Below are 25972 nucleotides of genomic sequence, written 5' to 3' on the forward strand. Positions count from 1 at the left end.
GCGAAAGCTAAAGTCGGCCGGTGGCTTTCATCGCCAGATAGTGGTCGGCAAGGGCGGGCGCGATCTCGGTGGGCGGTGCGTCGACGACTTCCACCCCGCTGCGGCGCAGCCGCGTCGCGATCGCACGCCGGTCGTTGCGGGACCGTTCCGCGGCCGCCGCGTCGTAGACCGCTGCCGCGTCCGAGCGCCCCGCCGCCATCTGGTCGACGCGGGGGTCGCCGACGGCGGCGATCATCACATGGTGTTTGGCCGACAGCTGCGGAAGGACCGGCACCAGGCCCTCGTCCAGAGCGGTGGCGTTGAGGTCGGTCAGCAGCACCACCAGCGATCGGCGCCTGGTGCGCCGCAGAACGGCGGCAACCATTGCCCGCCAATCGGGTTCGAGCAGCGCCGGTTGCAGGGGCGCCATCGCCTCGACCAGCTGGGCGAGCAGCTCGGTGCGCGACGCGCCGAACACTCCGGCGCGGCTAACCCGGTCGTGGGCGAGGAAATCGACGTGGTCGCCGGCCCGCGACGCGAGTGCGGCCAGCAGCAGCGCGGCGTCCATCGCCCAGTCCAGCCGGGGCCAGCCCGCCGGATCGGCTTCTGCCCGGGTAGAAGTCGGATCGACGCCGACGCGACCCGCCGCCGTGCGCCCGGTGTCGAGCACGATCACCACGCGCCGGTCGCGTTCGGGCCGCCACGTGCGGACGACGACGTCGGCGCGCCGCGCGGTCGCGCGCCAGTCGATCGAGCGCACGTCGTCGCCGACGACATACTCACGCAGCGAATCGAATTCGGTGCCCTGCCCGCGTATCAGGGTCGGCAAGAGGCCGTCGATCTCCCGCAGTTTGGCCAGCCGCGACGGCAGGTGCTTGCGGGACAAGAACGGCGGCAGCACCCGGACCTGACCCGGCACCGCCTGTGAACCCTGGCGTCCGGCCAGCCCCAGCGGCCCGATCGATCGGGCGGTGACCAGGGCCGCCCGCTGATCGCCGCGGCGAACCGGTCGCAGCCGGGTCTGCACGCGCCGGTGTTCCCCGGCGGCGATGTTGACGTCGTGACCGCGCGGCTCGGCGCATGCGCTGGGCGGCCAGGCGTCGCGCACGTGACCGCGGAGCCGGCGGCGGCCTTCGTTGTGAATCAGCAGGTCCACATCCACCTGCTGGGCGAGCCGGACCGAGGAGTCCGGCGAACGGATGTAGCGCAATCCGCGGATGCTCGCCGCCAGGCTGGCGTCGATGACGACCACCGTCCCAAGCGCTACCAGCAGAACCACGAAAGCCCTTGCGGGCCAGGGTGACACCGCGATGGGCAGGACGCAGATCAGCGCCAGCAGGCCGGTGCGTCCGGTCAGGACCACTAGCGCGGCACCGGAGCCGACGCCAAGATGCCGTCGAGCACGCCGTCTGGCGTGGCCCCTTCGAGCTCGGCCTCCGGGCGCAGCATCACCCGATGCCGCAGCGTCGGGCGGGCCATGGCCTTCACGTCGTCGGGCGTGACGTAGTTGCGGCCGCACAGCCACGCCCACGAGCGGGCGGTGCCCAGCAGCGCCGTCGCCCCGCGTGGTGACACCCCCAGCTGCAGTGCGGGGGAGGAGCGGGTGGCGCCGACGATGTCGACGATGTAGCCCAGCACCTCGTCGGCGACCAGGACCTGTTGCACCGCTTGCCGCCCGGCGGCGAGCTCCGACGGTCCGGCCACCGGCTTGATCGCCGACAGGTCGCGGGGGTCGAAGCCGTGCGCGTGCCGGGCCAGGATGGCGATCTCCGCGTCGCGGGCCGGCAGCGTCACGTTCAGTTTGAGCAAAAAGCGATCCAATTGGGCCTCGGGCAGCTGGTAGGTGCCCTCGTATTCGATCGGGTTCTGCGTTGCGGCGACGATGAACGGGTCGGGCAGTGGCTTGGCTTTGCCTTCCACGCTGACCTGACGCTCTTCCATTGCCTCGAGCAGCGCGGCCTGGGTTTTGGGCGGGGTGCGGTTGATCTCGTCGGCCAGCAGCAGGTTGGTGAACACCGGTCCGCGCCGGAATTCGAAAGCGGCGGTGCGCGTGTCGTACACCAGCGAACCCGTCACGTCGCCCGGCATCAGGTCGGGGGTGAACTGTACCCGCTTGAACTCCAATTGCAGCGCGGCCGCGAGCGAGCGCACCAGTAGCGTCTTCGCCACTCCCGGAACACCTTCCAGCAGAACATGGCCGCGGCACAGCAGCGCGATCACCAGGCCGCTGACGACTCCCTCCTGCCCGACGACGGCCTTGGCGAGCTCGGTGCGCAACGCCAGCAGCGCCTCGCGGGCCGATTCGGCTTCGGACGTCTGGGCGGTAGATGGTTGCGTCACGTGTGCGTGACCTGCCTTTCGATGTCGTCGAGCGCACGGGCAAGGTGTAACAGATCCTGGTCGGTGGCGGGCGGTGGGCCGAACAAGTGGTAGGAGACGAATCCCGCGTCGGCGCCGTACCCCGCAAGCGGGTGGTGCCCCCAGCGTTGGGCCACGGTCGTCACCACCGCCGGCTCCGACGCGCCCGGGCCGAGGCCCAGGCGGGGCAGCAGCCGCTGCACGGTGGCGGTGCGCAATGCCGCGGCGGCGCGATCGCGCGCCCGGCGGGACCGGTAGAGCCGGCCGCGGCCCTCGACGGTCTCCGACGCGCGCACCACGACGGGCAGCTCCTCGGCCACCAGCGGGCCGGGCCGCCGGCCCTTCCACAGGGCGACCAGCAGCACGACCAGGCACAGTTGCCAGACGATCCAGTTGACGTTTTCCGGGATCAAGTCGAAAACCGATGACGGAGCGGTTGTTTCGCCCTCGATGCGGTGGGGCGCGTACCAGATGAGGCGGGGCCGGTCGCCCGCGAGGTTCATTGCCAGCGCGGCGTTGCCCGCCTGCAACAGGTTCCCGTTGGTCATGAAGTCGGTGTTGCCGACGGCCGTGACGGTCCGCCCGTTCTCCCGATACCGGATCAGCACCCCGTCGTAACAGCTGGTCATGGTCCGGCCGTCTTTGGCCTGGTAGGTGTCGCTCGGCCCGAAGCGAACGGCTCCAGCGCGATTCGCCTCTCGCAGAGTGCAATTCGGGCTGCTGTCAAAGGAGATGCTCTCGACGGACATCCGCACACCCGGCATCAGCGCTTCGCGGGCTGGCGCCGTCGGTTCCACCAGGAGCAGATCGCCGGGGACCTTGGCCAGCCTGTCCAGCAGCGCGGTGTCGGTGAGGTACTGGCTTTGCGCCACCAGGATCTGCGTGCCGGGCGTGGCCGCCTGTTCGACGTCGCCGATGGTGTCGGCGACCACTACCTCGACGCCGGCGTCGCGCAGCAGCGTCACCAGCGCCCGCGCCCCGTCGGGCAAGGTCGATTGCGCAGCCATCCGGGCGCCCGGCCGCGGCGCGGTCAGGTAGGCGCCGATGCCGGCGATGACGGCGAGCACCACGATGGTGAGAACCGCCAAGGCCCAAGGCCGCCAGCGCCGCACCGCCGTCGCGCTCCCGTCTTCCCGGCGTGCCCCAACGGTCGCCATCACCGGACCTGCGCCCACGCCGCGGTCGCCGCTGGCTGACCCGGCACCGCCGGGGCGGCCGGTGAGCGTGACCGCAGGTGGTCGTCGAGGGCGGCTATCATCCGGTAGGCGGCCTCCGTCCCCGGCCGCTCACCGTAGGTCACATCGTTGAATGCCGTTGCCGCCTCAGACAATTCGCCTGCCAGGTGGGGCAGCGCCGCGCCGGCGTCTTTGGCCAGCTCGTTGGCGGTGCGGCCCGGGGCCGGTTCCAGGATGCCGGTCTCCTCGAGCTGGCGCGCGACGGCGCGCAGCCGGTGTCGGATCGCCGCCGACCAATTCCCCTCCGCGGCATAGCTTTCGGCGGTGGCGCGATGCTGGGCGGCGGTGAGCTGGGCGGCCTCGAACAGCAGATAGTCCCCGCCCCGGTTGGCGCGCATGGTGCGCCGCGCGACGTGGATGGCGACCACCACCGCGACCGCCAGCAGGATGAGAAGCACGGTGGTGGTCAACCATCCGCCCGGTATCTTCGCGGTCTTCTCGAGCAGCCGGTACAGCAGCTCGTTGACCCATTCGGCGAATTGTCGGGCCACCGAACCCTTGGAGTAGATCGGCTTGTTCAGCTCGATCTGAGCGGCCTGATGGGCGGCATCGCGGTCGATGTCGATGGAGGGCACGGTCAGCTGGTCCTCAAACCGGCCGGGTCAGCCAGAGATTGTCGGTGGACTCCGCGCCCGCGTAGGGTCCGCCGGCGGCGCCGCTCTGCAGCACCAGGTCGAACGCCTCGGCCCGCATGCGGCGGTCGGTGTAGAGCAGCGCGATGACACCGGCGTTGAACGGCGCGGTGATGATCTGGCCGATCGCCGACCCGACGGAGGCGATCGCGGTTCCCAGCAGCAGCGATCCCGTGGACGGCGTCGTCCCGGCCAGCAGGATCTGGCCGCCGATGCCGAACGGTGCCGCGACGGCGTTGCCGATGAAGGACGCCACGACGAAGGTCAGTGTGCGGATCCCCAACACCCGCCAGAAGCCGTTGCGGACCAGCGCGAACGATCGGGTGATCGCGTCGAAGACAGGCAGCCTTTCGAGGACGATGAGCACCGGCGCGAACAACACTGCGGTGTACAGATAGACCAGCAACGCGATCGCCGCGAGCACCAGTGGCAGGCCCAGGAGCACCGCCGGCGCCGCGCCGCCGGCCACGGCCAACAACGCGATCACCACCGCCACCAGCCCGAAAAGGGCCGCAACCGCGGCGGCTTCCAGCAGCGCCAGCCCGAGCAACGGCAACAGCCGGCCCCGAATCTTGGCCCAGGTTTCACCGATGGTGATCGACGACCCGAACACCGCCCGCCCGACGACGACGGTGAGCATGCCGGACAGCAGCATGCCGCCGAGCCAGGTGACCAGGATCCCGGCGGCCATCGACGCCATCCAGGCGCCCACGATCCCTCCGCTCAGCTCGTTCGAGCGTGCGATGGTGATCCTGCCGTAGGCGGCCAGCGGACCGAAAGTCGCGACCAGCGAGATCATCTGCATGAGCACGACCACCATCGCGGTCAATCCCAGCGTCGCCCTGGGATTGGCGCGGACGTAGCCGACCGCGCCATTGAAGATGTCGCTGAGCGTCAGGGGGCGCAGCGGGATGATCCCGGGTTTGACCGCCCCGGGAACGAATTGCCGCGGACCGTATGGCGACCCGTACCCCGGCGGCGGGCCGTAGCCGTATGGCGGCGCGTACCCCGGTGCCGGGCCGTAGCCGTACGGCGGGCCGTACCCCGGTGCCGGGCCGAACCCGTACGGCGGGCCGTACCCGTTTGGTGGGCCGTACCCGGGCGGGGGAAAAACCGGGTAACCGGGCGGCGACGCGTTCACCGGGTGCAGCGGCCTTCTGAACCGGGTCTGCAACCGGGTTTGCAGCCGGCCTCGCTGCCGGGCGCGTCGTTCGTCATGGGCTCCATCCTGTCGGCGGTCCGGGCATTTCACAATCTTGACCGGCGTCCCGGCGCGTAGGGTCCCACGCATGGCGGAACTCAAAGCCCGGCTGCGGGCCGACCTGACCCAGGCGATGAAGGCCCAGGACAAATTGCGAACGGCGACCCTGCGCATGCTGCTGGCCGCGATCCAGAACGAGGAGGTCTCCGGAAAGCAGGCGCGCGAGCTCTCCGACGAGGAAGTCATCAAGGTGCTGGCCAGGGAGTCGCGGAAGCGTGGTGAGGCGGCGGAGATCTACACCGAAAACGGTCGCGGCGAGCTCGCCGCCAACGAGCGCGCCGAGGCGCGGGTCATCGACGAGTACCTGCCCACGCCGCTCACCGAGGCCGAGGTGGCCGACGTCGCCGACACCGCGATCGCACAGGTCGCCGAGGACATCGGGGAGCGGCCGGGCGTGAAGCAGATGGGGCTGGTGATGAAGGCGGCCACCGCGATCGCGGCCGGAAAGGCCGACGGGGCGCGGCTATCCGCCGCGGTCAAGGAGCGCCTGTAACGCCGAACGGCTTGGGCGGCATCCGAAATTGGTTCTGCGGCAACGGCTTTCGTTTTCCAGCGATCAAACGACCACCCGGGTGCCGTCGCCGCCGCGCCGCGTGACCCGTCGGGCGTCGAGCTGTTCGAGCAATGGCACGGCGACCCGCCGGGTGGTGCCCAGCGCGCGGCGCGCATCGCTGACGGTGAACGGCTGCGGCAGTTGCGCGAGGACCCCGGCCGCGCGATCGAGCGCGTCCGGCCCCAGTACGACGCCGTCGGCGATGCGGGTCAGCCGCCCGGCGCGCACCGCCGCGGCCAGCTCCCGGTGGCCGAGCTTCAGTTCGGCCAGTTCGTCGGCCTCCGGCGCGCGGAAGGGCTCGGCGGCCAGCCACTCCTCGATCGCGCGCACGGCCTTGTCGACGCGCGCGGGCAGGCTCGCGCCGGGCACGCGGACCAACCCGTCGACCACCTGAAGGCCGGTGCCCTCGAGCAGCGTCGGCATCAGCTCCGCGGCGGGCAGCCCGGCGCGCTGCCGCAACGTTTCGAGGGGCATCCCCGCCGCGATGTCGTGCTCGTCCGCCCAGCCACGCACCGCCGCTGTCGCCGACTCGCGACGCGCGTCCCACCACCGCGGGTCCACCACCCAGTCGCCCACCCGAAGGCCGGAAAGCGGCAGGCCCATGGCGCGCAGTTCGGCCGCCCGCGCGCAGTCGGGCGGCCGGACCCGGCCGGTGGCCAGCTCGGCGGCGCGGTCGCGGGCCGCACCCCGGCGGCGCAGGCCGGGCGGGCGGACGTCGAGCACCTCGATCCCCGCCGCGATCCGGTGCTCGCCGGGATCGCGCAGCAGCCCGACGTCCGAAACCCGCAGCGGCAGTGGCCTCGCCAGCCGCAGCCGCGCCGCGGCCCTCCCCAGTTGACGCACCTGCACCGGCACGGCCGCCGACCCGATGTGCAGGACGAGCTGGCGGTGCAAAGACCCCGCAGACCGCAGACCGACGTCGACCTCCGCGGTGTCCAGCCAGGCGCCCGGCGTCCGGACGGTGTCCCCGCGGCCGATGTCGTGGCGGTCCACGCCGCGCAGGTTGAGCGCGACGCGGGCAACCGCGCCGACCGCGGTCTGATCGCGGCCCAGCGATTGCAGCCCGCGGACCGTGACGCGCCGCCCGGCGTGTTCGAGCTCGTCGCCCACCCGAACCGCACCCGCGGCCAGCGTGCCGGTCACGACCGTGCCGGAACCCCGGACCGTGAAGCAACGGTCGACCCACAGCCGCACGTCGGCGCCGGGGTCCGGGGGCGGCAGCCGGTCGGTCAGCGCCAGCAGCCCCGCGCCCACGCGATCCAGGTCGGCGCCGATCACGACGGGGGCGTCGCCCAGCGAGGTGGTGGCGAGCCGCTCGGACACCTGCGCGACGGCCGGACGGGGATCGGCGAGGTCGGCCTTGCTGATCACGACGAGCCCGTGCCGCACGCCGAGGGCGTCCAGCGCCGCAAGATGCTCTTCGGACTGTGGCATCCAGCCTTCGGTGGCGGCCACGACGAACACCACCGCCGGAACCGGCCCCAAGCCGGCCAGCATGTTGGCCACGAACCGCTCGTGGCCCGGCACGTCGACGAACGCCAGCTGACGGCCGCCGAGCTCGGTCCACGCGAAGCCGAGGTCGATGGTCAGGCCGCGGCGCTGCTCCTCGGCCAGCCGGTCGGGCCACATGCCGGTGAGCCGGTGCAGCAGGGTCGACTTGCCATGGTCGACGTGGCCGGCCGTGGCTAAGACGAACATGCCAGCACCGCCGCCGCCAGCAGCGCGTCGTCCTCCGGCGCCACGGTGCGCAGGTCGAGCAGGCACCGGCCGGACTCGATGCGGCCGACGACCGGCGGACTGCCGGCGCGCAGCGCGGCGGCGTAGGACTCGGGCAGGCTCACGGCGGCGCTGGGGAGGTCGACGCCCGGCGCACCGCCGCCGCCGACCGCCGCAACGCAATCCACCGCCACGGCCCGCAGGTTCTGGGGCAGTTGCGCCGCAATCGAGTCGGCGCGGGCCCGCAGCCCCGCCACGTCGACGCCCAGCGCCTGGTGCACGGGCGGCGGCGGGCCGGTCAGGGTCGCCTCCAGGGCGGCCAACGTCAGCTTGTCCACGCGCAGGGCCCGTGCCGCAGGATGGCGGCGCAGCCGCTCGATGACCCCGGCGTCACCGAACAGCAGGCCGGCCTGCGGGCCGCCGAGCAGCTTGTCGCCGCTCGCGGTGACCAGGTCCGCGCCGTCGGCCAGCATCGACGTCGCGTCGGGCTCGTCGGGCAGCACCGGGTGCGGGGTCAGCAGCCCGGAGCCGATGTCGACCACCAGCGGCACGTCGAGGTCGGCCAACTCCGCCACGCTCACCGCCGAGGTGAACCCGGTGACGTGGAAGTTGGATGGGTGGACCTTCAGGACGAAACCGGTTTGTGGACCGATCGCCTCGGTGTAATCGCGCAGGCTGGTGCGGTTGGTGGTGCCGACCTCGCGCAGCCGCGCTCCGGTGGACGCCAGCAGCTCGGGGATGCGGAACCCGTCGCCGATCTCGACGAGCTCGCCGCGGCTGAGCACGATCTCCTTGCCCGGCGCCAGCGCGAGCGCCGTCAGCAGCAGCGCGGCGGCATTGTTGTTGACGACGTGCACCCCGCCCGCGGTGGGCACCGCCCGGGCCAGCGCGGCCAGGGCGCCGCGACCCCGGCGCGCGCGCCGGCCGGTCGCCAGGTCGAACTCGACGTCCGTGGCCCCGGCCGCGGCTACCACCGCGTCCACCGCGGCCCGCGACAGCGGCGCCCGGCCCAGGTTGGTATGCACGACCACGCCGGTGGCGTTGACGACGGGCCGCAGGCTCGATGCGGTGGACGGCAGCGCGGCGACGGCGTGTTCGGCGACGAGCTCCGGCTCGATCTCCCCGGCGCGCGCCCGCTGCTGGGCGTCGGCGATCACCGCCTTCACCAGCGCGCGGCCCAGCACCCGCTCGGCCTGGGCGAGGCGGGGATCGGCAAGCAGCGTGTCGGTGCGCGGCACCCGCCGGCGCGGGTCGGTCACGTCAGGTCCGCGGGAGCATGGCGGAGGCGGACGGGAATCGAACCCGCCAACGGCAGCGACTGCCGCTCGACAGTTTTGAAGACCGCGCCGGTCACCAGACCGGGCACACCTCCTCGGACCATGGCGACAATTATGGACGCGTGACCTACCGACTCACTCAGTACGCCCACGGCGGCGGCTGCGCCTGCAAGATCCCGCCCGGTGAGCTGGAGGATGTCGTGCGCGGACTGGAGGCAACCGCGCCGCGCGACCCGGTCGGCGAACTGTTGGTCGGGTTGGACCACGGCGACGACGCGGCGGTGGTGCGCATCGGGGGCGGCACGGTGCTGATCGCGACGACGGACTTCTTCACCCCGGTGGTGGACGACGCGTACGACTGGGGCCGCATCGCAGCCACCAACGCGCTGTCGGACGTGTACGCGATGGGCGGGCGCCCGGTGGTCGCGGTAAACCTGCTGGGCTGGCCGCGCGATGTGCTGCCCTTCGAGCTGGCCGCCGAGACGCTGCGCGGAGGGCTGGACGTGTGCGGGCTCGCCGGCTGCCACCTCGCCGGTGGCCACAGCGTCGACGACCCGGAACCCAAATACGGGCTGGCGGTCACGGGCATCGCGGATCCGGATCGCTTGCTGCGCAACGACTCCGGCGAACCCGGTACGCCGCTGTCGCTGACCAAGCCGCTCGGCATCGGCGTACTGAACAGCAGGCACAAGGCCACGGGCGAGCGCTTCGAGCAGGCGATCGAGGCGATGACCACGCTCAACGCCGAGGCGGCCGCCGCGGCGCTGGCGGCGGGCGTCCAGTGCGCGACCGACGTCACGGGGTTCGGCCTGCTCGGGCACCTGCACAAGCTGGCGCGCGCCAGCGGCGTCACCGCGATCGTCGACGCGGCGGCCGTTCCCTACCTGGAGGGCGCCCGCGAGGCGCTGTCGGCCGGCTACGTCAGCGGCGGCACGCGGCGCAACCTCGACTGGGTGGCCCCGCACGCCGACCTGTCGGCGGTCGCCGAGGAGGAGGCCCTGTTGCTGGCCGACGCGCAGACCTCGGGCGGGCTGCTGATCGCCGGCGAGATCCCGGGCGCGCCCGTCATCGGGGAGCTGGTGCCGCGGGGTGAGCACACCATCGTGGTGCGCTGAACGAGCGGGGTTTCGGTCGCGCGCACTAGGGTAAAGGTCATGCCTATGCGGAGGATTTTCCTGGAATGGCCCGTCCTGCGTCAGTTGCGTTCGGGGGACAAGCTCGGCCGCGGCTCGGCCGTAACCTCGAAGCGCACCCTCGCCATCACGCCGCGCACCACGACGGCCGACCGGGTGGTGCAGAGCGTGTGCCCGTACTGCGCGGTGGGCTGCGGGCAGCGGGTGTACGTCAAGGACGAGCGCGTGGTCCAGATCGAGGGTGACCCCGACTCCCCGATCTCGCGAGGCCGCTTGTGCCCCAAGGGATCCGCGAGCGAGCAGCTGGTCAACTCGCCGGGCCGGCAGCTGCAGGTGCTCTACCGCGCGCCGCGGGCGACCGAATGGCAGCCCCTCGAGCTGGACACGGCGATCGACATGATCGCCGACCGCTTCGTCGAGTCCCGCCGCCACACCTGGCAGGACATCGACAAGAAGGGCAACCTGCTGCGCCGCACCATGGGCATCGCTGCCCTCGGCGGGGCGACGCTGGACAACGAAGAGAACTACCTCATCAAGAAGCTCTTCACCGCCGCGGGCGCGATTCAGATCGAGAACCAAGCTCGCATTTGACACTCCGCCACGGTTCCCGGTCTGGGAGCCTCCTTCGGGCGCGGTGGCGCCACCCAAACACTGCAGGACATGGCCAACGCCGACTGCATCGTCATCCAGGGCTCCAACATGGCCGAGTGCCATCCGGTCGGTTTCCAGTGGGTCGAGGAGGCCAGGTCCCGCGGCGCCCGGGTAATCCACGTCGACCCGCGCTTCACCCGAACCTCGGCGGTGTCGGACAAGCACATCCCGATCCGGGCCGGTTCCGACGTGGTCCTGCTCGGCGCGCTGATCAACCGCGTCCTCACCGAGGATTTGTGGTTCAAGGAATATGTCGTCGCATACACCAACGCCGCGACCCTGATCAACGAAAAGTTCAGGGACACCGAGGATCTCAACGGCCTGTTCTCCGGATTCGACCCCGAGACCGGGCAGTACGACACGTCGACGTGGGCGTACGACGAGCAGGGCAACGGCCAGATCGCTTCCCCCGGCGGCGGCCACACGCACGGCGCCACCGCCGCGCAGAGCGCCGCGGGCCACGAGCAGGGCAGCGGCGGCCCCCCACTGGAGCATGCGCGGGTGAAGCGCGACGAGACCCTGCAGCATCCGCGCACGGTGTTCCAGATCCTCAAGCGGCACTACGCCCGCTACACGCCGGAGATGGTCACCGACGTGTGCGGCATCAGCCGTGCGGATTTCGACTACCTGGCCCGCTCCATCGTCGAGAACTCCGGGCGGGAACGCACCACCTGCTTCGCGTACGCCGTCGGGTGGACGCAGCACACGCTGGGCGCCCAATTCATCCGCACCGCAACGATTCTGCAGCTGCTGCTGGGCAACGTCGGCCGACCGGGCAGCGGCATCATGGCGCTGCGCGGCCACGCCACCATTCAGGGCTCCACCGACATTCCCACGCTGTTCAACCTGCTGCCCGGCTACCTGCCGATGCCCAAGGCGGGCATGCACGACACCCTGGCCGACTACCTCGACGCGGTGGGATCGAAGAAGCAGAAGGGCTTCTGGGCCGAGGCCGACACCTACACCGTCAGCCTACTCAAGGCCTGGTGGGGCGACGCGGCCACCAAAGAAAACGACTGGGCCTACGACTACCTTCCGCGGCTCTCCGGCCCGCACGGCACCTATCAGACCGTGATGGGGATGCTGGCCGACGAGGTGGAGGGCTACTTCCTGCTCGGCCAGAACCCCGCGGTCGGTTCGGCGCACGGCCGCATGCAGCGCCTCGGCATGGCCCACCTCAAGTGGCTGGTGGTCCGCGACCTCAACCTCATCGAGTCGGCCACCTGGTGGAAGGACGGGCCCGAAATCGCCTCGGGTGAGCTGAAAACCGAGGACATCGAGACCGAGGTGTTCTTCCTGCCCGCGGCCAGCCACGTGGAGAAGGCGGGATCCTTCACCCAGACGCAGCGGCTGGTGCAGTGGCGGCACAAGGCTGTCGAGCCGCCGGGCCAGTGCCATAGCGAATTGCAGTTCTTCTACGAACTCGGCACGCGCATCCGGCAGCGGTTGGCCGGATCCACCGACGCGCGCGACCGGCCGCTGCTGGACCTGACGTGGGACTACCCGACGGACGAGCACGGCGACCCCGACGGGGAGGCGGTGCTGGCCGAGATCAACGGCTATCACGTCACGAATAGCGCTCCGCTGCAGTCGTATACCGAGTTGCGCGCCGACGGGTCGACGGCCGCCGGCTGCTGGATTTACACCGGGGTCTACGCGGACGCGGTCAACCAGGCCGCGCGCCGCGTGCCCCAGGGCGGTTCGTCCCCGGCGCAATTCGAGTGGGGCTGGGCCTGGCCGGCCGACCGGCGCATCCTCTACAACCGCGCCTCCGCCGATCCCGACGGCAAGCCGTGGAGCGAGCGCAAGAAATACGTCTGGTGGGACGCGGACCAGCAGCGCTGGGTCGGATATGACGTGCCCGACTTCGTCGCCGACCGGGCGCCGGGCAGCCGGCCCGATCCCGACGTCGGCGGTCCCGACGCGCTGGCCGGGGACGACCCGTTCATCATGCAGGCCGACGGCAAGGGCTGGCTGTTCGCGCCGAAGGGTGTGGTCGACGGGCCGCTGCCCACGCACTACGAGCCGCAGGAGTCGCCCGTCGCCAACCCGCTCTATCCGCAGCAGCGAAACCCGGCGCGAATCACCTTCCCGCGCAAGGACAATCTGAGCGCGCCCAGCGCCGGGGAGCCCGGCGCCGACGTCTACCCGTATGTGTTCACCACCTACCGGCTCACCGAGCATCACACCGCCGGTGGCATGAGCCGGTGGCTGCCCTACCTGTCGGAGCTGCAACCGGAGATGTTCTGCGAGGTCTCGCCGGAGCTGGCCGCCGAACGCGGTCTCGAGCCCTACGGGTGGGCCACCATCGTCTCGCCCCGCGCGGCCATCGAAGCCCGGGTGCTGGTGACCAAACGGGTTGCGCCGCTGGTCATCAACGGCCGCACGGTGCACCAGATCGGATTGCCGTACCACTGGGGTGTCGGGAGTGACGCGGTGGTCAGCGGGGACGCGGCCAACGACCTGCTCGGCGTGACACTGGATCCCAACGTGCAGATCCAGGAGTCCAAGGCCGGGTCGTGCGACATCCTCCCGGGGCGTCGGCCGCGGGGCGAGCAACTGCTGCGCCTGATCGCCGAGTATCAATCCCGCTCGGGCGCCACCACCGAAACAGGCAACGCCCGGATCAGCGACGCCGTATGGGAAGGGGGAGCCGATGGGTCTGCTGAGCGGGCCGACCGACCCGACAACTGACGCCGGCTGGGCAGATCCCAAGCCGCGCAAGGGTTTCTTCACCGACACCTCGATCTGCATCGGCTGCAAGGCCTGCGAGGTGGCGTGCAAGGAATGGAACCGCAACCCGCAGGACGGCGACCTGGAACTGCTGGGCTCGTCCTACGACAACACCGGCTCCCTGGGGGCGAGCACGTGGCGGCACGTGGCGTTCATCGAGCAGGGGCGGGAGCGCATCGAGGCGGCGCGCGAATCCGGCCGTGCCCTCATCGATTTGGGCCTGCCCGCGGTTCCCGGCGCCCAGCACCACCCGGACACCACGCCACCGGACACGCCGGAGTTCCGCTGGCTGATGTCCTCTGACGTGTGCAAGCACTGCACGCACGCCGGCTGCCTCGACGTCTGCCCGACGGGCGCGTTGTTCCGCACCGAGTTCGGCACCGTCGTCGTGCAGGATGACGTCTGCAACGGCTGCGGCACCTGCGTGGCCGGGTGCCCGTTCGGCGTGGTCGAGCGCCGCAACGACGGCACCTACACCACACCGGCGCAGCGGCCGGGCCGCCCCGCCGAGAAACCCGTCACCGGCGTCGCCCAGAAGTGCACCCTCTGCTACGACCGCCTGGTCGAGGACCAGATCCCGGCATGCGCCAAGACCTGCCCCACCACCTCGATCAAGTTCGGCGATCACGACGACCTGGTGGCCAAGGCCCGCGAACGCGTGGCGCGGCTGCATGCCCAGGGGCTCACCGAGGCCCGCCTCTACGGCGCCAACGAGAACGACGGAGTGGGCGGCACCGGATCGATCTTTTTGTTGCTCGACGAACCGGAGGTCTACGGCCTGCCTCCCGACCCGCGGGTGTGCACGGCTGACCTGGTGACGATGTTCAAGCGCGCCGGCGTGGCCGCGGCCGGCATGGTCGGGGCGGCCGCATGGGCTTTTTGGAGGAGCCGTTGAGTACGTCCGAGTTCGACAGCTTCCGCCCGCCGGAACCCGAGGGAGGCAGGCGCCGGAAAGGCAAACGCGCGGGCCGCCGGGGCGGCGCGGATGGCTCCCGCGAGATGCCGATGGTCCCCGAAGCCGAATTCACCTCGTATTACGGACGCCCGGTGGTCAAGCCCGCGCCATGGGGTCACGAAGTCGCGGCATACCTGTTCTTGGGCGGCGTCGCCGGCGGGTCCGGTCTGCTGGCGGCCGGCGCCCAGCTCACGGGGCGAAACACATTGCGCCGCAATACAAGGCTATCCGCTCTGATCGCGGTGATGCTGGGCGCGGTCGCGCTGGTGAAGGACCTGGGCCGGCCCGAGCGGTTCGTCAACATGCTGCGGACGGTCAAACTGACCTCACCGATGAGCATCGGCTCGTGGATTCTCAGCCTCTTCAGCGCCGGCATCGGGATTGCCGCGGTCTCCGAGGTCGACCGGATGACCGGCGGGCGAATCCCGTTGGGCCCGTTGCGGCCCGTGCTGCGCGCCGTGGAGGGACCGGCCGGACTCGAAGCCGCCGTTTTCGCCGCACCGCTGGCGGTCTACACCGCGGTGCTGCTCACCGACACGGCGACCCCGACGTGGAACGCCGCGTACAAAGACCTGCCGTTCGTGTTCGTCAGCTCGGCGAGCCTGGCCGCGTCGGGGCTGGCGATGATCACCACCCCGGTCGCCGAGGCGGGCCCCGCCCGCAGCCTGGCCGTCATCGGTGCGATCAGCGATCTGATCTCCGCCAGGTTCACGGAGTACCGGATGGACCCGGTGACCAGGGAACCGCTGCACCAAGGCACGCCCGGCCGGCTGCTGGCGTGGAGCGAACGGCTCGCCGCCGCGGGCGGTTTGGGCGCGCTGCTCGGCGGGCGGCACCGCGGTGTCGCCGCCGTGTCCGGCGTCACGTTGCTGACGGCGTCGGCACTGCTGAGGTTCGGTTTCTTCGAGGCGGGCCTGGAGTCGGCCCGCCACCCCCGCTACACGATCGAGCCGCAGAAGCGCAGGCTCGCCGCCCGCCGGGCGGCCGGTGTCGCCGGGGACTCCATCACCACCGCGGACTGAGGGTCGCGCGGTTTGCGCCGCCGCTCGCGAGCGTAACCCCACTGCGATCTTCGGTTTTTCGCACTGCGGTTACGCTCGCGGGCGGAGCCGCCGGTGAGGCGGTTTGCCCGCCACGGACCGGGGTACGTATAGGGCATGACGAATTTTGGCTACACTCTGATGACCGAACAGAGTGGACCCAAAGACCTTGTCCGTCACGCTATCTCGGCAGAGGAGCATGGTTTCGACTTCGAGGTCTGCAGCGACCACTTCTCGCCGTGGCTCACCTCGCAGGGACACGCGCCCAACGCCTGGGCGGTGCTGGGCGCGGTGGCGCACGCCACGGAGCGGGTGGACCTGTACACCTACGTGACCTGCCCGACGATGCGGTATCACCCCGCGATCGTCGCGCAGCAGGCCGCCACCGTGCAGATCCTGTCCGACGGCCGGTTCACCCTCGGCCTGGGCAGCGGCGAGAACCTGAACGAACACGTCGTCGGCCGGGGCTGGCCGACCGTCGAGCGCCGCCAGGACATGCTCCGCGAAGCCATCAACATCATCCGCGAGCTCTTCGGCGGTGAGCTGGTGAACTGGCGCGGTGAGTACTTCCAGGTCGACTCGGCCCGGTTGTGGGACGTGCCCGACGTCCCGGTCGGCATCGGGGTGGCGATGTCCGGGGCGAAGGGCGTCGACAGGTTCGCCAAGCTGGCCGAACACCTGATCGCAGTGGAGCCCGACGGAGATCTCGTCCGCGAGTGGCACGCCGCACGTCAGGCCGCCAACCTGGCCGGAGGCGGACGGGTGGTCGGCCAGATCCCGGTGTCCTGGGACCCCGACCGCGATGCCGCCATCCAGCGCGCGCACGACCAGTTCCGCTGGTTCGGCGGCGGCTGGAAGGTCAACGCCGACCTGCCCACGCCGGCCGGCTTCGCGGGCGCGACCCAATTCGTGCGACCCGAGGATGTCGCCGATTCCATCCCCTGCGGCCCAGACCTGGATGCGATCGTCGACGCCGTCCGACCGTACTGGGAGGCGGGGTTCACCGACATCGCGCTCGTCCAGATCGGGGGCGAGACCCAGGATCTCTTCCTCAAGGAAGCCGCCCAACCTTTGCTCGACGCGCTGCGCGACGCGTCCGGTTGATGACAAGTTTGGGCCGTTTCTGCAGGGGTATCCGAGTGCCACCGTGGGCATCGGGCCACCACCGGCAGTTTGACGTACCAACAAAGGCTTAGAGCCGGGCGGGCGGACGGCCCGCAAACACGCTGTCCAGCAGCCGCTTTGCACCATCGCGTGTTCGGCATGGCAAGGGAGTCGACGATGAATGATCAATCCGGCAATACCACCGCGCCGCTGGTGAAGGCACTCGCCGGTGCCAGCTTCGGGCTGGGGCTGGCCGAGTTGGTGGCCCCCCGGAAAGTTGCTGCCGTTGCGGGCGTGGACGACACGCGCCTGTCGCGCCGGGTCATCCGCGCGCTCGGTGCGCGTGAATGCGGCCACGGAGCGGCGCTGTTGGGCGGTTCCGACAAGCTGGTCTGGACGCGGGTGGCGGGGGACGTCCTGGACGTGGCGCCGCTGGTGGCCGGGGTGGCCGCCCGCGGCCGCGGGCGCCGCCGGCAGGGCGCCATTTCCGCCGCCGCCCTCGGCGGCATCGCCAACGCGCCGGTCGGCCGGCACATGCAGTGGGACGCGCAGATCACCGAAGATCAGCCCAACAAGCGGATCGCCTGGCAGTCGCTGCCCGGCTCGGCGATCCACAACGGCGGCAGCATCGAATTCACGCCCGCGAGCGACGGCGACGGGACCGAGGTGCGGGTCCGGATCGGCTACCAGATGCCGGGCGGGGTCGTCGGCAAGGCCGCCGCGACCCTGTTCGGCGAGTCGCCCGACCAACAGGTCAACGACGACCTTCGGCGTTTCAAGCAAATCCTGGAAACGGGCCAGGTGCTGCGCTCGGACGGGTCCCCGGACGGCACCGCCGCGGCCCGCCAGCTGCATCAGCAACCCGCTCAGCCCAGCGGGCACACCGGAAACAGTAAAGGAGCCACCGCATGAAAGCCACCGTGTGGGCGGGCCGCAACAGCGTTGAGGTGCAGTCGATTCCCGACCCCCAGATCCTCAACGATCGCGACGCGATCGTGCGCGTCATCTCGACGGCGATCTGCGGTTCGGACCTGCACCTCTACGACGGCTACATCCCGACCGTGAAACACGGGGACATGCTGGGCCACGAATTCATGGGCGAGGTCGTCGAGGTCGGCAACGCGGTGCACAACCTCGCCGTCGGCGACCGGGTGGTGGTGCCGTTCCCGATCGCGTGCGGCGCGTGTTCGGCCTGCGAACGCGACCTGTATTCGCTGTGCGAGAACTCCAACCCGAACGCCGGAATCGCGGAGAAGTTCATGGGCCATTCCCCGGCGGGATTGTTCGGCTATTCGCACATGCTCGGTGGATTTGCCGGTGGCCAAGCCGAATACGCGCGGGTGCCGTTCGCCGACGTGGGACCGCTCAAGGTCGACGACGACCTCACCGACGATCAGGTGTTGTTCTTGTCGGACATCTTGCCGACCGGCTACATGGGCGCGGAGATGTGCGACATCCAGCCGGGCCAGGTCGTCGCGGTCTGGGGCGCCGGACCGGTCGGGCTGTTCGCGATCATGAGCGCGTTCCTGCTGGGCGCGTCCAAAGTCATTGCAATTGACCGGGTGCCGTATCGGCTGGAGCTGGCCGAAAAGATCGGCGCGACATCGATCAACTTAGAAGAGACGTCGGTACTGGGGGAGCTGCAGGACATCACGGCCGGCCGGGGCCCGGACCACTGCATCGACGCGGCCGGCATGGAAGCGCGCAACGGGTCCGCCCCGGTGGACGCCTACGATCGCGTGAAGCAGGCGATGCGCCTGGAAACCGAACGCCCGCAAGCGCTTCGGGAAGCCGCGATGAGTTGCCGCAATGGCGGCACCATCTCGATCGTCGGGGTCTACGGCGGGCTGATGGACAAGTTTCCCATCGGCGCCATCATGAATCGGTCGCTGACCATCAAGACGGGTCAATGCCACGTGCAGCGCTACATGCGGCCCCTGCTGGAGCGGATCCGCGGTAAAGACATCGACCCGACCGTCATCATCACCCACCACCTGGGACTCGATCAGGCGCCGCACGGCTACGAGATCTTCAAACACAAGCAGGACGGCTGCACCAAGGTCGTCCTGCACCCGCGAAGGAGGTATCCGCGATGTCAAATGAGTTGCAAGGGATGAAGATTGCCGTCCTGGCGGCCGACGGTGTGGAGAAGGTGGAGCTCGAACAGCCCCGTGCGGCCCTTGAACAAGCCGGCGCCCAAGTCGAGCTGCTGTCGCTGAAGGCCGGCGAAATCCAGGCGCGCAACCACGATCTCGAGCCAGCCGGGACCTTCGCGGTCGACCGTGCGGTGTCGGACGCGTCGGTGGGCGAATTCGACGGCCTCGTACTGCCCGGCGGCACGGTGAACCCGGACAAGCTGCGCCTGGACAAGGCCGCGGTGGCTTTCGTGCGCGACTTCGTGGTCTCCGGGAAGCCCGTTGCCGCAATCTGCCACGGCCCGTGGACGCTGGTGGAGGCGGGCGTGGCGGTCGGGCGGACGCTGACGTCGTATCCGAGCATTCGCACGGACCTGCGCAATGCGGGTGCGCACGTGGTGGACGAAGAGGTTGCGGTCGACGGCAATTTGATCACCAGCCGCTCACCGTCGGACCTGCCGGCGTTTTGCGAGACGATCGTCAAGCAATTCGCCCCTACCGCTACGGGATAGCCGAAACCGAATCATTTGCACCGTTTTAACCCCCGAGTTTGGGGGCATTACACAGGCCATGGCCGTGATCGCCACGGCGATCCTCGAAATGGCTGACCGGAAGGCCGACATTGACAACCACCTACCCCGAACCCGCAATTTCGGTTGCGCACAACGTGTATCAGCCGCAGGAAGATTCCCGTTTGCTGGTCGACGCGATGCACCATTCCGCGCTGATTCCGGGGCGACGGGTGCTCGACCTTTGTACGGGTAGCGGATTCGTCGCGATCGCCGCGGCCGAAATGGGCTGTGCCAGCGTTACCGCCTTGGACATCTGCCCGCAGGCGGTGGGTTGCTGCCGGGCCAATGTCGCGCTGGCGGGCGTCGAGGTGGACGTCCGTGAGGGATCGTGGATGGACGCCGTCGACCGTGCGCCCTTCGACGTGGTGATGGCCAATCCGCCTTACGTGCCAACCCCTCCCGGCGACGACTCCGCCTCGATCTGCGCCAGCGCCGGCCCGTCGTTGGCGTGGAACGCCGGCGCCGATGGCCGGCTGATCCTGGACCCGCTGTGCGAGGCGGCGCCAAAGTTGCTGTGCGACGGGGGGTCGCTTCTGCTCGTGCATTCGGCGATCGCCGGGGTCCAGCAATCGCTGGATCGCCTGAAGTGGGCCGGCATGGAGGGCGAAGTGATTGCCTCGAAGTGGATTCCGTTCGGCCCCGTCATGTCGGCGCGGGCGAAGTGGCTGGAGGACGCCGGCCGGATCCCGCGCGGCCGCCGCGAGGAGGAACTCGTCGTGATCCGGGCGGACAAGCCATGACGACCACGCGGGTACAGGTGGTGGCGGGGGGACCCGTGTTGGTGTCCGGGCCGGTACGCATCGAGATGCCCGACGGCGACGTCGTCGAGTCCGACCGGTTCATGGTCGCGATCTGCACCTGCCGGCGCAGCGACGAGTATCCGCTGTGCGACACCAGCCATCGGCGATGCCGTGGCGCCGCGAAACGGGCCGGTCGGACGGCTAATGCCAATCCAGGGGCCGCCGCAACGACGTCTGACCCCGCTGCCAGGACTCCATGAGCTTGTCCGCCAGGCGGTTTTCGACCACGGCGTGGGCGCGCATCCCGAATACCACATCGGCGTCGAGGTGGGGTTCGCGAGCGACGAGATCACCGACGACGTCGATGCGCACCACCTGTTCGTGCACCGCGTCGGCCTCGACGTGCTCGCTGTAGAACCCGACGCAGGCCGACGGCGCCCCAATCCGCTGCAGGGCCTGCACCATCCGTCGCGATCCCGGCGGCGAGGTGATCTCAGTCGAGGCGAAATGCCCTATCGCGGCGCCCCGCAACGAGCGGTGCAGCCCGAACAGTGACATCAGATTCACGACCGCCAATGACTCGGCGGGGACGGCGTCGAGGTAGCCGAGGTACGTCGAATCCAGCCCGGCGGCCACCAGCAGATCGGCGAAGAGCTGCTGGTGCAGCCGCGGCCCCCGACCGGCGCCGTATTCGTCGAACTCGACCGCCACGAACGCCGCCTTGGCGGTCCCCATCAGCCGCGGAATCGCGAATGCGTGCGGATCGCCCTCCTTGAGGTGGTACAGCGACCGATGCGCGAAGTATTCGCGCATCTGCTGCCAGCTTCCCGTGTCGCGCAAGTAATACGACGGGCCGGTGCCGTCGGCGGGCTCGAGGGAGATCGCCGCCATTTCGGCCGCCGCCGTGTGGTGCGGCTCGATGGGGCCGACCTCGCGTCGCACGCCCGCCAGGAACGCGCGTTCCAGTTCGGCGCGCAACTGGAGCAGCGCGGGGTTCCATTCCCAGTCGGGATCGACGCCCGCGAAACCCCGGTAATGCAGCTCGTAGCACATGCACAACGCCAGTTGGAGATCCAGGCCGTAGGGATCGGAGTCGCGAACGGACGCACCGATGCGGGTGAGGTGGTCGTGGGAGGGTGGCCCGACCAGCGCATGCCGGACGGCGGTCGACAGCGGTCCGTGCGCCGCCGGCAGGGCGGGTTCCACCGGGATTGATGTGCGGGTCACGTCGATGACTACCCGTCAATCGCGCCGGGCAAACGGCGGCCGATCACTGCCCGCTGCGGGGACGTGGAAGGTGATGTCGACGGTGGTGCCGGCCGCGGTGTTCTGGAGCTCCATCGTCTCACTGAGGGCTCGCATCAACACCAGGCCCCGCCCGCTGTTACCCGGATCGGTCGCCGGCGCCTTCCACGAACCGGCGTCGGTGATCCTGGTTCGGACTTGGCCGTCGGCGACTTCGGCTTCGAGCAGCATCGTCCCGATGCGGTGTCCACGGTAGGCGTGCTCGACGCAGTTGGTGCACGCCTCGTTGACGACGAGCACGATGTCGGCGGCCAACGCCTCGGGGACGTCGGCGGTGTGCAGCCAGGCTGCCAACCGATGCCGGACCTTCACCAATTGCCCTGCAAAGGCTTCGCTTTCGATTCGGAGCTGCGTCGGCAGGTGCCGGTAAATCACCATCGCGACATCATCGTCATACCCCGGCGCCGGGGCCAGCGCGCCGACCACCGCCTCCGGGACGCCTTCCAGGGGAAGCTTCGCCGTTCTGAGCAAAACGTCTGCGGCGCGGGCGATTCCGATGTCAATGGACTCGTGTTTCCGCTCGACCAGGCCGTCCGTGTACAGCATCAGCGTCGAGCCCGGCGGCAACACCCGGGAGGCCTGCGGTCGCGGTTCCTCCCGGCGGACCGCGAGCGGCACCGACGCGGCGTCGGTCAACACGGTCGTGTTCGCAGGCGGCGGACCCGCGACCATCGCGGGCATGTGACCGGCGTTGCTGTATTCCAGCACGCCGGTTTCGGTGTCCAGGATCGCCAGAAAGACCGTGGTGCAGTACGCATTCGGGATGAGCGACGCCGCCAAGTCGAGTTGCTCGAGCAACAGCGCCGGCTGGGCGCCGTTGATCAACAACGCGCGCGCCGAGCTGCGGAGTTGGCCCATGGTCGCGGCGGCCTGCAGCCCGCGGCCGACGCAGTCGCCCACGACAATGCCGATGCGGTTGTCGCCGAGCGGCAGCACGTCATACCAGTCGCCCCCGATCTCCAAGGGCGGAACCGCGGGTTCGTAGCACACGGCGAAGCCGGGAGGCGTCTGCACCGTGGGCAGCATCGCGCGCTGCAGGGTCAGCGACGTTTCGCGGGCACTCTCGAACTGCCGCACGTGCTGCATGGCCAGGCTGAGGTGGCCGATGAGCACCGTGACCAGGAGCCGGTCCTCGGCGCTGACCCAGCGGGGGGAGCGCAGCTCCAGCCACAACGCGAGGTCTCCGGCGTTGGACAGCACGGCCACCAATCCCTTTGCCTTGCCGGGGTTCTCGGGTCTCTCGACGGTCCTGGCCGTCAGCGGAAGCTGGTGGCGCGCGTCCTGGAAAGTGCTCCGCAACCAGGGATCCATTCCGCGCCAGGATGTTTCGGAAGGGCCGCCCGCGACCTGGACGTCCGGTTCCCCGCCGCCGCTGGGCCACGAGACGGCGACCACCCGCTGGACGTCGATCGCCGCCCGGCACTCGTCGAGAGTGATCGCCAGCAGCTCGGCCACGCTCTTGGCCACGGCCACGGCCGTGGCCAACCGCAGGACCGCGCTCTCCCGCGCTGCAAACGCCCGTTCCGCGGTGACGTCTCGGATCGTTCCCACGTACACGTCGCGATCGCTGCCGGCCTCCCTGACCGCATTGATGCTGACCATCACCCAAGCGAGATGGCCATCGCGATGCCGGATCGGGGTTTCGTACTCGGCGCTGCCGTTGCTGCGGACCAGGGATTGTTGTTCCCGGGCGGTCTTCTTGTCGACCAGCCACGGGTGGGGCCATCGGTAGGGCAGGTCCGCCGCGGGATAGCCCAGGATTTCGATGAAGGCGTTGTTCATCTCGATCACCGAGCCTTCGTGGTCAGCGACGAAGAAGCCTTCCTGCAGCGAATTCACCAGGGCGGTACGGAATTTGTCGCGATCGGCCAGACCCTCGGCGCGGGCCCGCTCCCGCGCGTAGAGCCTGGTGCCGTCGAGGAATCCCCGCGTTGCGACGTCGAGCGGCGCCAACGTTTGCAAGAGGAATTCCAGTGCGACCGGCGCAGCGATTCGCGCGTCGTCGGACAGGTCGAAGACCAGCTGGACATGCTGCTCGATGATGTCGAGCATGCTGATCTGTTCTTGCAGGGCGCGGCGCCCGAGCTCGTGCCCGACCGTCAGGCTGTCCTCGTCGCGCGCGTTCAGGTAGGCGCGCAACGCGGCCGCGTACTCGGCGTGGAATTCATGGTTGCCGCTCATGTCGAGGCTCCCCGATGACGCGCGGTCAGCACCATGGCATCGTCGGTTTCCTTGGCTTGCTTGCCGAGGAGGTCTCCGGCGATGACGACGGCGTGAGCCGCGAAGTCGATGTGCTCCAGGTAATCTTCGGCGATGCCGTCGGTGCTCATCACGAGCAGGTCGCCGGGCCGGATCGAAAGCGTCTGGGCAGGACTGATTTCCGGTATGCGGTAGCCGACGATCCCCGCCGTGAGGCGCGCACTGGATCGGACCCGGATGCCGGTCGGGGTCTTGGCCACCAGATCGGCCGTGACGTTGCCGACCCCCGTCCACGTCAGCGTGCTCGTCGCAAAATCCACCCGCGCCAAGGTCATTGCGACGCCCCTGGTGCCGCCCAACATGCGATGGCAGAGCTGGATCAAGACCTCGAGCCGCTCGGAACTTGCGCGCTTCATCGCGTCGACGGCGCGCAGGGCAGCGGTGGCGGCATCCGGACCATGGCCCAGCCCGTCCACCACGCCGAACAGAGCGGCCTCGCCGCCGAGGTCGACCGCGATGCCCTGGTCGCCGGACATGTACTCGCTGGGCATCGGACGACCCGCGCTTGCCCACTCGATCGGCCCGAAGCGGCCATTCTCATGCACGGGCCGGAACCCACTTCCACATCTCGATGACGGTTCCGCGGCCCAGTGTCGAGTCGATGACCAACCTGTCCATCAGTCGGCGGGCCCCGGGCAAGCCCAGCCCCAACCCACGACCGGTCGAGTACCCGTCCTCCAGCGCGCGCTCGATGTCGGCGATGCCGGGGCCGTCGTCCTCGGCGCGCACCACCAGGGCCTTGCGGCCCTCCCGGTCGGCCACCGTGACCCGGACCGCGCCGTGACCCGCATAGCTGGTGATATTTCGCGCGATCTCGGAGATCGCAGTGGCGATCATGGTGACGTCGGTCAGCGAGAAACCCAGCTCGAGCGCGAGTTGATGTCCGGCCTTGCGGGCGGCGACGATGTCGTCAGGGTTCTTGATGTTGACGACGATCTCACCCACCACCGTCGCGCCCGATCATCGATTTCCCCACTCCGCGTGCACGATTGAGCAGGGCGAGACCCTCTTCCAGATCCAGCGCGGTGTTCATGTCGTCGAACGCCAGCCCGAGCTGGACCATCGCGAAGGCCACCTCCGGCTGCAGCCCGACGATCACGGTGTCCGCGCCCCGTAGCCTGGTCATGTGCGCGATCGTCCGCAGCGATCGGGCGGCGAACGAATCCATCACATCGATGGCCGTGACGTCGACGATGATGCCCTGTGCGCGAAACCTGCTGACCCGCTCCATGAGGTCGTACCGCAGCCGTTCGGTCTCGGAGTCGGTCAGTGCGGACTGCACCGTTGCGATCAGGATCGCGCCCTGTTTCAGGATGGGGACTGGCATGGAGTGCTCGCGCTGACGGTGTCTACCCGGTGGTCTCGCCGGTGCGTGTCACTTCGTACCCGAGCAGGCGTTCGGCTTCCTCGATACCGCCCTGCAGGTCACCGACGGCATTCATCTTCGACAGGTCCAGCCCGATCGTCACCAGCGTCAGGGCGATCTCCGAGGACAGGCCGGTGATGATCACGCTCGCACCCATCAACCCCGACGCGTCGACCGTCTGCACCAGGTGGTTGGCCACCGTGGAGTCGATGGTGGGCACACCGGTGATGTCGATGACGACGACCTTCGCGCGGTTGGCGCGGATGGCTCTCAGCAGCTGTTCGGTGACCTGACGTGCGCGCTGACTGTCGAGCACCCCGATGATGGGCAAAATCAGCAGCTGCTCGCGGACCTGCAGCACCGGAGTCGACAGCTCGCGGATCGCTTCCTGCTGCTGCCGGATGATGCGTTCGCGTTCCTGCACGAAGCTGACGCCCACGGTATTGGCGATGCGGTTGGCCGCCGGCTCGTACGCGTCGAGCACCCGATTGAGCATCTCGAAGTCGGTCTGGTACTTCTCGAACAGCGAGCGCGCGAGCACGTCGCGAAGCAGCAACACGATGCCGAGCACCTCGTCGGTCTCCACGCCCCGGGGGATGATGCGCTCCGACAGGTCCCGCGCGTAGGCCTGCAGCGCCTCGACGCTACCGGTCTCGAGCACCTCGACGTAGTTGTCGTAGACGGCGGTGGCCTCGGAGAAGAGCTCCTCCGGGGTCATCGCGGTAAGCAACTGCGCCTCGGTGATCCTGCGGGCCCACTCCTCCCGCAAAACGGTGCGATTCTGACGCAGATGCTGGACCAGCTGGGGCAGCAGGCCCTCGCTGACCGTCTGCGCGGCGATGGTGGTGCTTCCGAAATCCGACAGCGAATCTGACATCTGGCCTCCCGTTGCCGCATCGCGCTCCGCAGTGCCTATTGGGGAGACTAGTCTGAGTTATCGTGCCGTGAGTGTCGAGGGCATATTCTTC

Annotated in this window: 24 protein-coding genes and 1 tRNA gene; 11 read left to right on the forward strand and 14 right to left on the reverse strand. The window is 69.7% G+C overall.

Annotated elements, in window-relative coordinates; genetic code table 11:
* Nucleotides 1-7 precede the first annotated feature (7 nt).
* From VMD50_RS23670 to VMD50_RS23690, 5 genes are read right to left on the reverse strand one after another with little or no spacing between them, the layout of a single operon-like run.
* The gene (locus VMD50_RS23670; protein WP_325431320.1) at nt 8-1342 is read right to left on the reverse strand and encodes a DUF58 domain-containing protein; all 1335 of its coding nucleotides are present in this window, start codon (nt 1340-1342) and stop codon (nt 8-10) included.
* Nucleotides 1342-2319, reverse strand: coding sequence for an AAA family ATPase (locus tag VMD50_RS23675; RefSeq protein WP_325431322.1), 978 nt, complete (start codon nt 2317-2319; stop codon nt 1342-1344). The genes VMD50_RS23670 and VMD50_RS23675 overlap by 1 nt, the downstream gene beginning before the upstream one ends.
* Nucleotides 2316-3494, reverse strand: a complete 1179-nt coding sequence (locus tag VMD50_RS23680; RefSeq protein ID WP_325431323.1) for a DUF4350 domain-containing protein — start codon at nt 3492-3494, stop codon at nt 2316-2318. The genes VMD50_RS23675 and VMD50_RS23680 overlap by 4 nt, the downstream gene beginning before the upstream one ends.
* Nucleotides 3494-4147 (reverse strand): DUF4129 domain-containing protein, encoded by a 654-nt coding sequence (locus tag VMD50_RS23685; protein WP_325431325.1) that lies wholly within the window; start codon nt 4145-4147, stop codon nt 3494-3496. Before VMD50_RS23685 ends, VMD50_RS23680 begins: the two co-directional genes overlap by 1 nt.
* A 13-nt stretch (nt 4148-4160) precedes the next feature.
* Entirely contained in the window at nt 4161-5495 is a 1335-nt protein-coding gene (locus tag VMD50_RS23690; protein WP_325431327.1) for a DUF7847 domain-containing protein, read from the reverse strand.
* On the opposite strand from VMD50_RS23690, the gene VMD50_RS23695 reads away from it, so the two are divergent.
* Entirely contained in the window at nt 5494-5958 is a 465-nt protein-coding gene (locus VMD50_RS23695; RefSeq protein ID WP_325431329.1) for a GatB/YqeY domain-containing protein, read from the forward strand. The two genes, VMD50_RS23690 and VMD50_RS23695, sit on opposite strands and share 2 nt — an antisense overlap.
* 63 nt (nt 5959-6021) lie before the next feature.
* On the opposite strand, the gene VMD50_RS23700 is transcribed toward VMD50_RS23695, so the two are convergent.
* The 3 genes from VMD50_RS23700 to VMD50_RS23710 form a co-directional block, all read right to left on the reverse strand.
* On the reverse strand, nt 6022-7716 hold the full coding sequence (locus VMD50_RS23700) for a SelB domain-containing protein (protein ID WP_325431330.1): 1695 nt from the start codon (nt 7714-7716) through the stop codon (nt 6022-6024).
* Complete coding sequence (selA, locus tag VMD50_RS23705; RefSeq protein WP_325431332.1) at nt 7704-8993, reverse strand: L-seryl-tRNA(Sec) selenium transferase; 1290 nt, start codon at nt 8991-8993, stop codon at nt 7704-7706. Before selA ends, VMD50_RS23700 begins: the two co-directional genes overlap by 13 nt.
* Before the next feature lie 18 nt (nt 8994-9011).
* A tRNA-Sec gene (locus VMD50_RS23710) sits at nt 9012-9106 on the reverse strand.
* 27 nt (nt 9107-9133) lie between these two features.
* Here VMD50_RS23710 and selD point away from each other — a divergent pair.
* The 10 genes from selD (at nt 9134) to VMD50_RS23760 (ending at nt 20334) form a co-directional block, all read left to right on the forward strand.
* Nucleotides 9134-10126: a selenide, water dikinase SelD gene (selD, locus tag VMD50_RS23715; RefSeq protein ID WP_325431334.1), complete on the forward strand. Its 993-nt coding sequence runs from the start codon at nt 9134-9136 to the stop codon at nt 10124-10126.
* Between the two features lie 39 nt (nt 10127-10165).
* Nucleotides 10166-13489, forward strand: coding sequence for a formate dehydrogenase (fdh, locus tag VMD50_RS23720; protein WP_325431336.1), 3324 nt, complete (start codon nt 10166-10168; stop codon nt 13487-13489).
* On the forward strand, nt 13452-14423 hold the full coding sequence (locus tag VMD50_RS23725; RefSeq protein WP_325431338.1) for a 4Fe-4S dicluster domain-containing protein: 972 nt from the start codon (nt 13452-13454) through the stop codon (nt 14421-14423). Before fdh ends, VMD50_RS23725 begins: the two co-directional genes overlap by 38 nt.
* Complete coding sequence (gene nrfD / locus VMD50_RS23730; RefSeq protein ID WP_325431340.1) at nt 14420-15505, forward strand: NrfD/PsrC family molybdoenzyme membrane anchor subunit; 1086 nt, start codon at nt 14420-14422, stop codon at nt 15503-15505. The genes VMD50_RS23725 and nrfD overlap by 4 nt, the downstream gene beginning before the upstream one ends.
* A 135-nt stretch (nt 15506-15640) precedes the next feature.
* Nucleotides 15641-16627, forward strand: coding sequence for an LLM class F420-dependent oxidoreductase (locus VMD50_RS23735; RefSeq protein WP_325431342.1), 987 nt, complete (start codon nt 15641-15643; stop codon nt 16625-16627).
* A gap of 177 nt (nt 16628-16804) precedes the next feature.
* Entirely contained in the window at nt 16805-17539 is a 735-nt protein-coding gene (locus VMD50_RS23740) for an SRPBCC family protein (protein ID WP_325431345.1), read from the forward strand.
* Nucleotides 17536-18744: a zinc-dependent alcohol dehydrogenase gene (locus VMD50_RS23745; RefSeq protein ID WP_325431347.1), complete on the forward strand. Its 1209-nt coding sequence runs from the start codon at nt 17536-17538 to the stop codon at nt 18742-18744. The genes VMD50_RS23740 and VMD50_RS23745 overlap by 4 nt, the downstream gene beginning before the upstream one ends.
* Nucleotides 18720-19274: a type 1 glutamine amidotransferase domain-containing protein gene (locus tag VMD50_RS23750; RefSeq protein ID WP_325431349.1), complete on the forward strand. Its 555-nt coding sequence runs from the start codon at nt 18720-18722 to the stop codon at nt 19272-19274. The genes VMD50_RS23745 and VMD50_RS23750 overlap by 25 nt, the downstream gene beginning before the upstream one ends.
* Before the next feature lie 110 nt (nt 19275-19384).
* Nucleotides 19385-20074, forward strand: a complete 690-nt coding sequence (locus VMD50_RS23755; protein WP_325431351.1) for a HemK2/MTQ2 family protein methyltransferase — start codon at nt 19385-19387, stop codon at nt 20072-20074.
* Nucleotides 20071-20334 (forward strand): CDGSH iron-sulfur domain-containing protein, encoded by a 264-nt coding sequence (locus tag VMD50_RS23760; protein ID WP_325431353.1) that lies wholly within the window; start codon nt 20071-20073, stop codon nt 20332-20334. Before VMD50_RS23755 ends, VMD50_RS23760 begins: the two co-directional genes overlap by 4 nt.
* Here the strand turns inward: VMD50_RS23760 and VMD50_RS23765 are convergent.
* Genes VMD50_RS23765 through VMD50_RS23790 form a run of 6 tightly spaced genes read right to left on the reverse strand, consistent with a single transcriptional unit; the run spans nt 20276 to nt 25881 of the window.
* Complete coding sequence (locus VMD50_RS23765; RefSeq protein WP_325431355.1) at nt 20276-21301, reverse strand: iron-containing redox enzyme family protein; 1026 nt, start codon at nt 21299-21301, stop codon at nt 20276-20278. The two genes, VMD50_RS23760 and VMD50_RS23765, sit on opposite strands and share 59 nt — an antisense overlap.
* Before the next feature lie 15 nt (nt 21302-21316).
* Complete coding sequence (locus VMD50_RS23770; RefSeq protein WP_325431357.1) at nt 21317-23560, reverse strand: SpoIIE family protein phosphatase; 2244 nt, start codon at nt 23558-23560, stop codon at nt 21317-21319.
* Nucleotides 23557-24129 carry a SpoIIE family protein phosphatase gene (locus VMD50_RS23775; RefSeq protein ID WP_325431387.1) on the reverse strand — a complete coding sequence of 191 codons (573 nt, stop codon included), beginning with the start codon at nt 24127-24129 and terminating at the stop codon, nt 23557-23559. Before VMD50_RS23775 ends, VMD50_RS23770 begins: the two co-directional genes overlap by 4 nt.
* A gap of 46 nt (nt 24130-24175) precedes the next feature.
* Nucleotides 24176-24586 (reverse strand): ATP-binding protein, encoded by a 411-nt coding sequence (locus tag VMD50_RS23780; RefSeq protein WP_325431359.1) that lies wholly within the window; start codon nt 24584-24586, stop codon nt 24176-24178.
* Nucleotides 24576-24965, reverse strand: a complete 390-nt coding sequence (locus VMD50_RS23785) for an STAS domain-containing protein (RefSeq protein WP_325431361.1) — start codon at nt 24963-24965, stop codon at nt 24576-24578. The genes VMD50_RS23780 and VMD50_RS23785 overlap by 11 nt, the downstream gene beginning before the upstream one ends.
* Nucleotides 24966-24987: 22 nt before the next feature.
* The gene (locus tag VMD50_RS23790) at nt 24988-25881 is read right to left on the reverse strand and encodes an STAS domain-containing protein (protein ID WP_325431363.1); all 894 of its coding nucleotides are present in this window, start codon (nt 25879-25881) and stop codon (nt 24988-24990) included.
* Between the last annotated feature and the right edge of the window lie 91 nt (nt 25882-25972).

It is taken from the genome of Mycobacterium sp. (assembly GCF_035506235.1).
Classification (GTDB): domain Bacteria; phylum Actinomycetota; class Actinomycetes; order Mycobacteriales; family Mycobacteriaceae; genus Mycobacterium.

Excerpts from the sequence above, each read along its gene's own strand:
- VMD50_RS23735 (WP_325431342.1), top strand. The coding sequence starts at position 15,641 with ATGACGAATTTTGGCTACACTCTGATGACCGAACAGAGTGGACCCAAA.
- VMD50_RS23770 (WP_325431357.1), bottom strand. The coding sequence starts at position 23,560 with ATGAGCGGCAACCATGAATTCCACGCCGAGTACGCGGCCGCGTTGCGC.
- VMD50_RS23745 (WP_325431347.1), top strand. The coding sequence starts at position 17,536 with ATGAAAGCCACCGTGTGGGCGGGCCGCAACAGCGTTGAGGTGCAGTCG.
- VMD50_RS23760 (WP_325431353.1), top strand. The coding sequence starts at position 20,071 with ATGACGACCACGCGGGTACAGGTGGTGGCGGGGGGACCCGTGTTGGTG.
- VMD50_RS23680 (WP_325431323.1), bottom strand. The coding sequence starts at position 3,494 with ATGGCGACCGTTGGGGCACGCCGGGAAGACGGGAGCGCGACGGCGGTG.
- VMD50_RS23690 (WP_325431327.1), bottom strand. The coding sequence starts at position 5,495 with ATGCGTGGGACCCTACGCGCCGGGACGCCGGTCAAGATTGTGAAATGC.
- VMD50_RS23785 (WP_325431361.1), bottom strand. The coding sequence starts at position 24,965 with ATGCCAGTCCCCATCCTGAAACAGGGCGCGATCCTGATCGCAACGGTG.
- VMD50_RS23725 (WP_325431338.1), top strand. The coding sequence starts at position 13,452 with ATGGGTCTGCTGAGCGGGCCGACCGACCCGACAACTGACGCCGGCTGG.
- VMD50_RS23790 (WP_325431363.1), bottom strand. The coding sequence starts at position 25,881 with ATGTCAGATTCGCTGTCGGATTTCGGAAGCACCACCATCGCCGCGCAG.
- VMD50_RS23700 (WP_325431330.1), bottom strand. The coding sequence starts at position 7,716 with ATGTTCGTCTTAGCCACGGCCGGCCACGTCGACCATGGCAAGTCGACC.
- VMD50_RS23695 (WP_325431329.1), top strand. The coding sequence starts at position 5,494 with ATGGCGGAACTCAAAGCCCGGCTGCGGGCCGACCTGACCCAGGCGATG.
- VMD50_RS23775 (WP_325431387.1), bottom strand. The coding sequence starts at position 24,129 with ATGCCCAGCGAGTACATGTCCGGCGACCAGGGCATCGCGGTCGACCTC.
- VMD50_RS23750 (WP_325431349.1), top strand. The coding sequence starts at position 18,720 with ATGTCAAATGAGTTGCAAGGGATGAAGATTGCCGTCCTGGCGGCCGAC.
- VMD50_RS23740 (WP_325431345.1), top strand. The coding sequence starts at position 16,805 with ATGAATGATCAATCCGGCAATACCACCGCGCCGCTGGTGAAGGCACTC.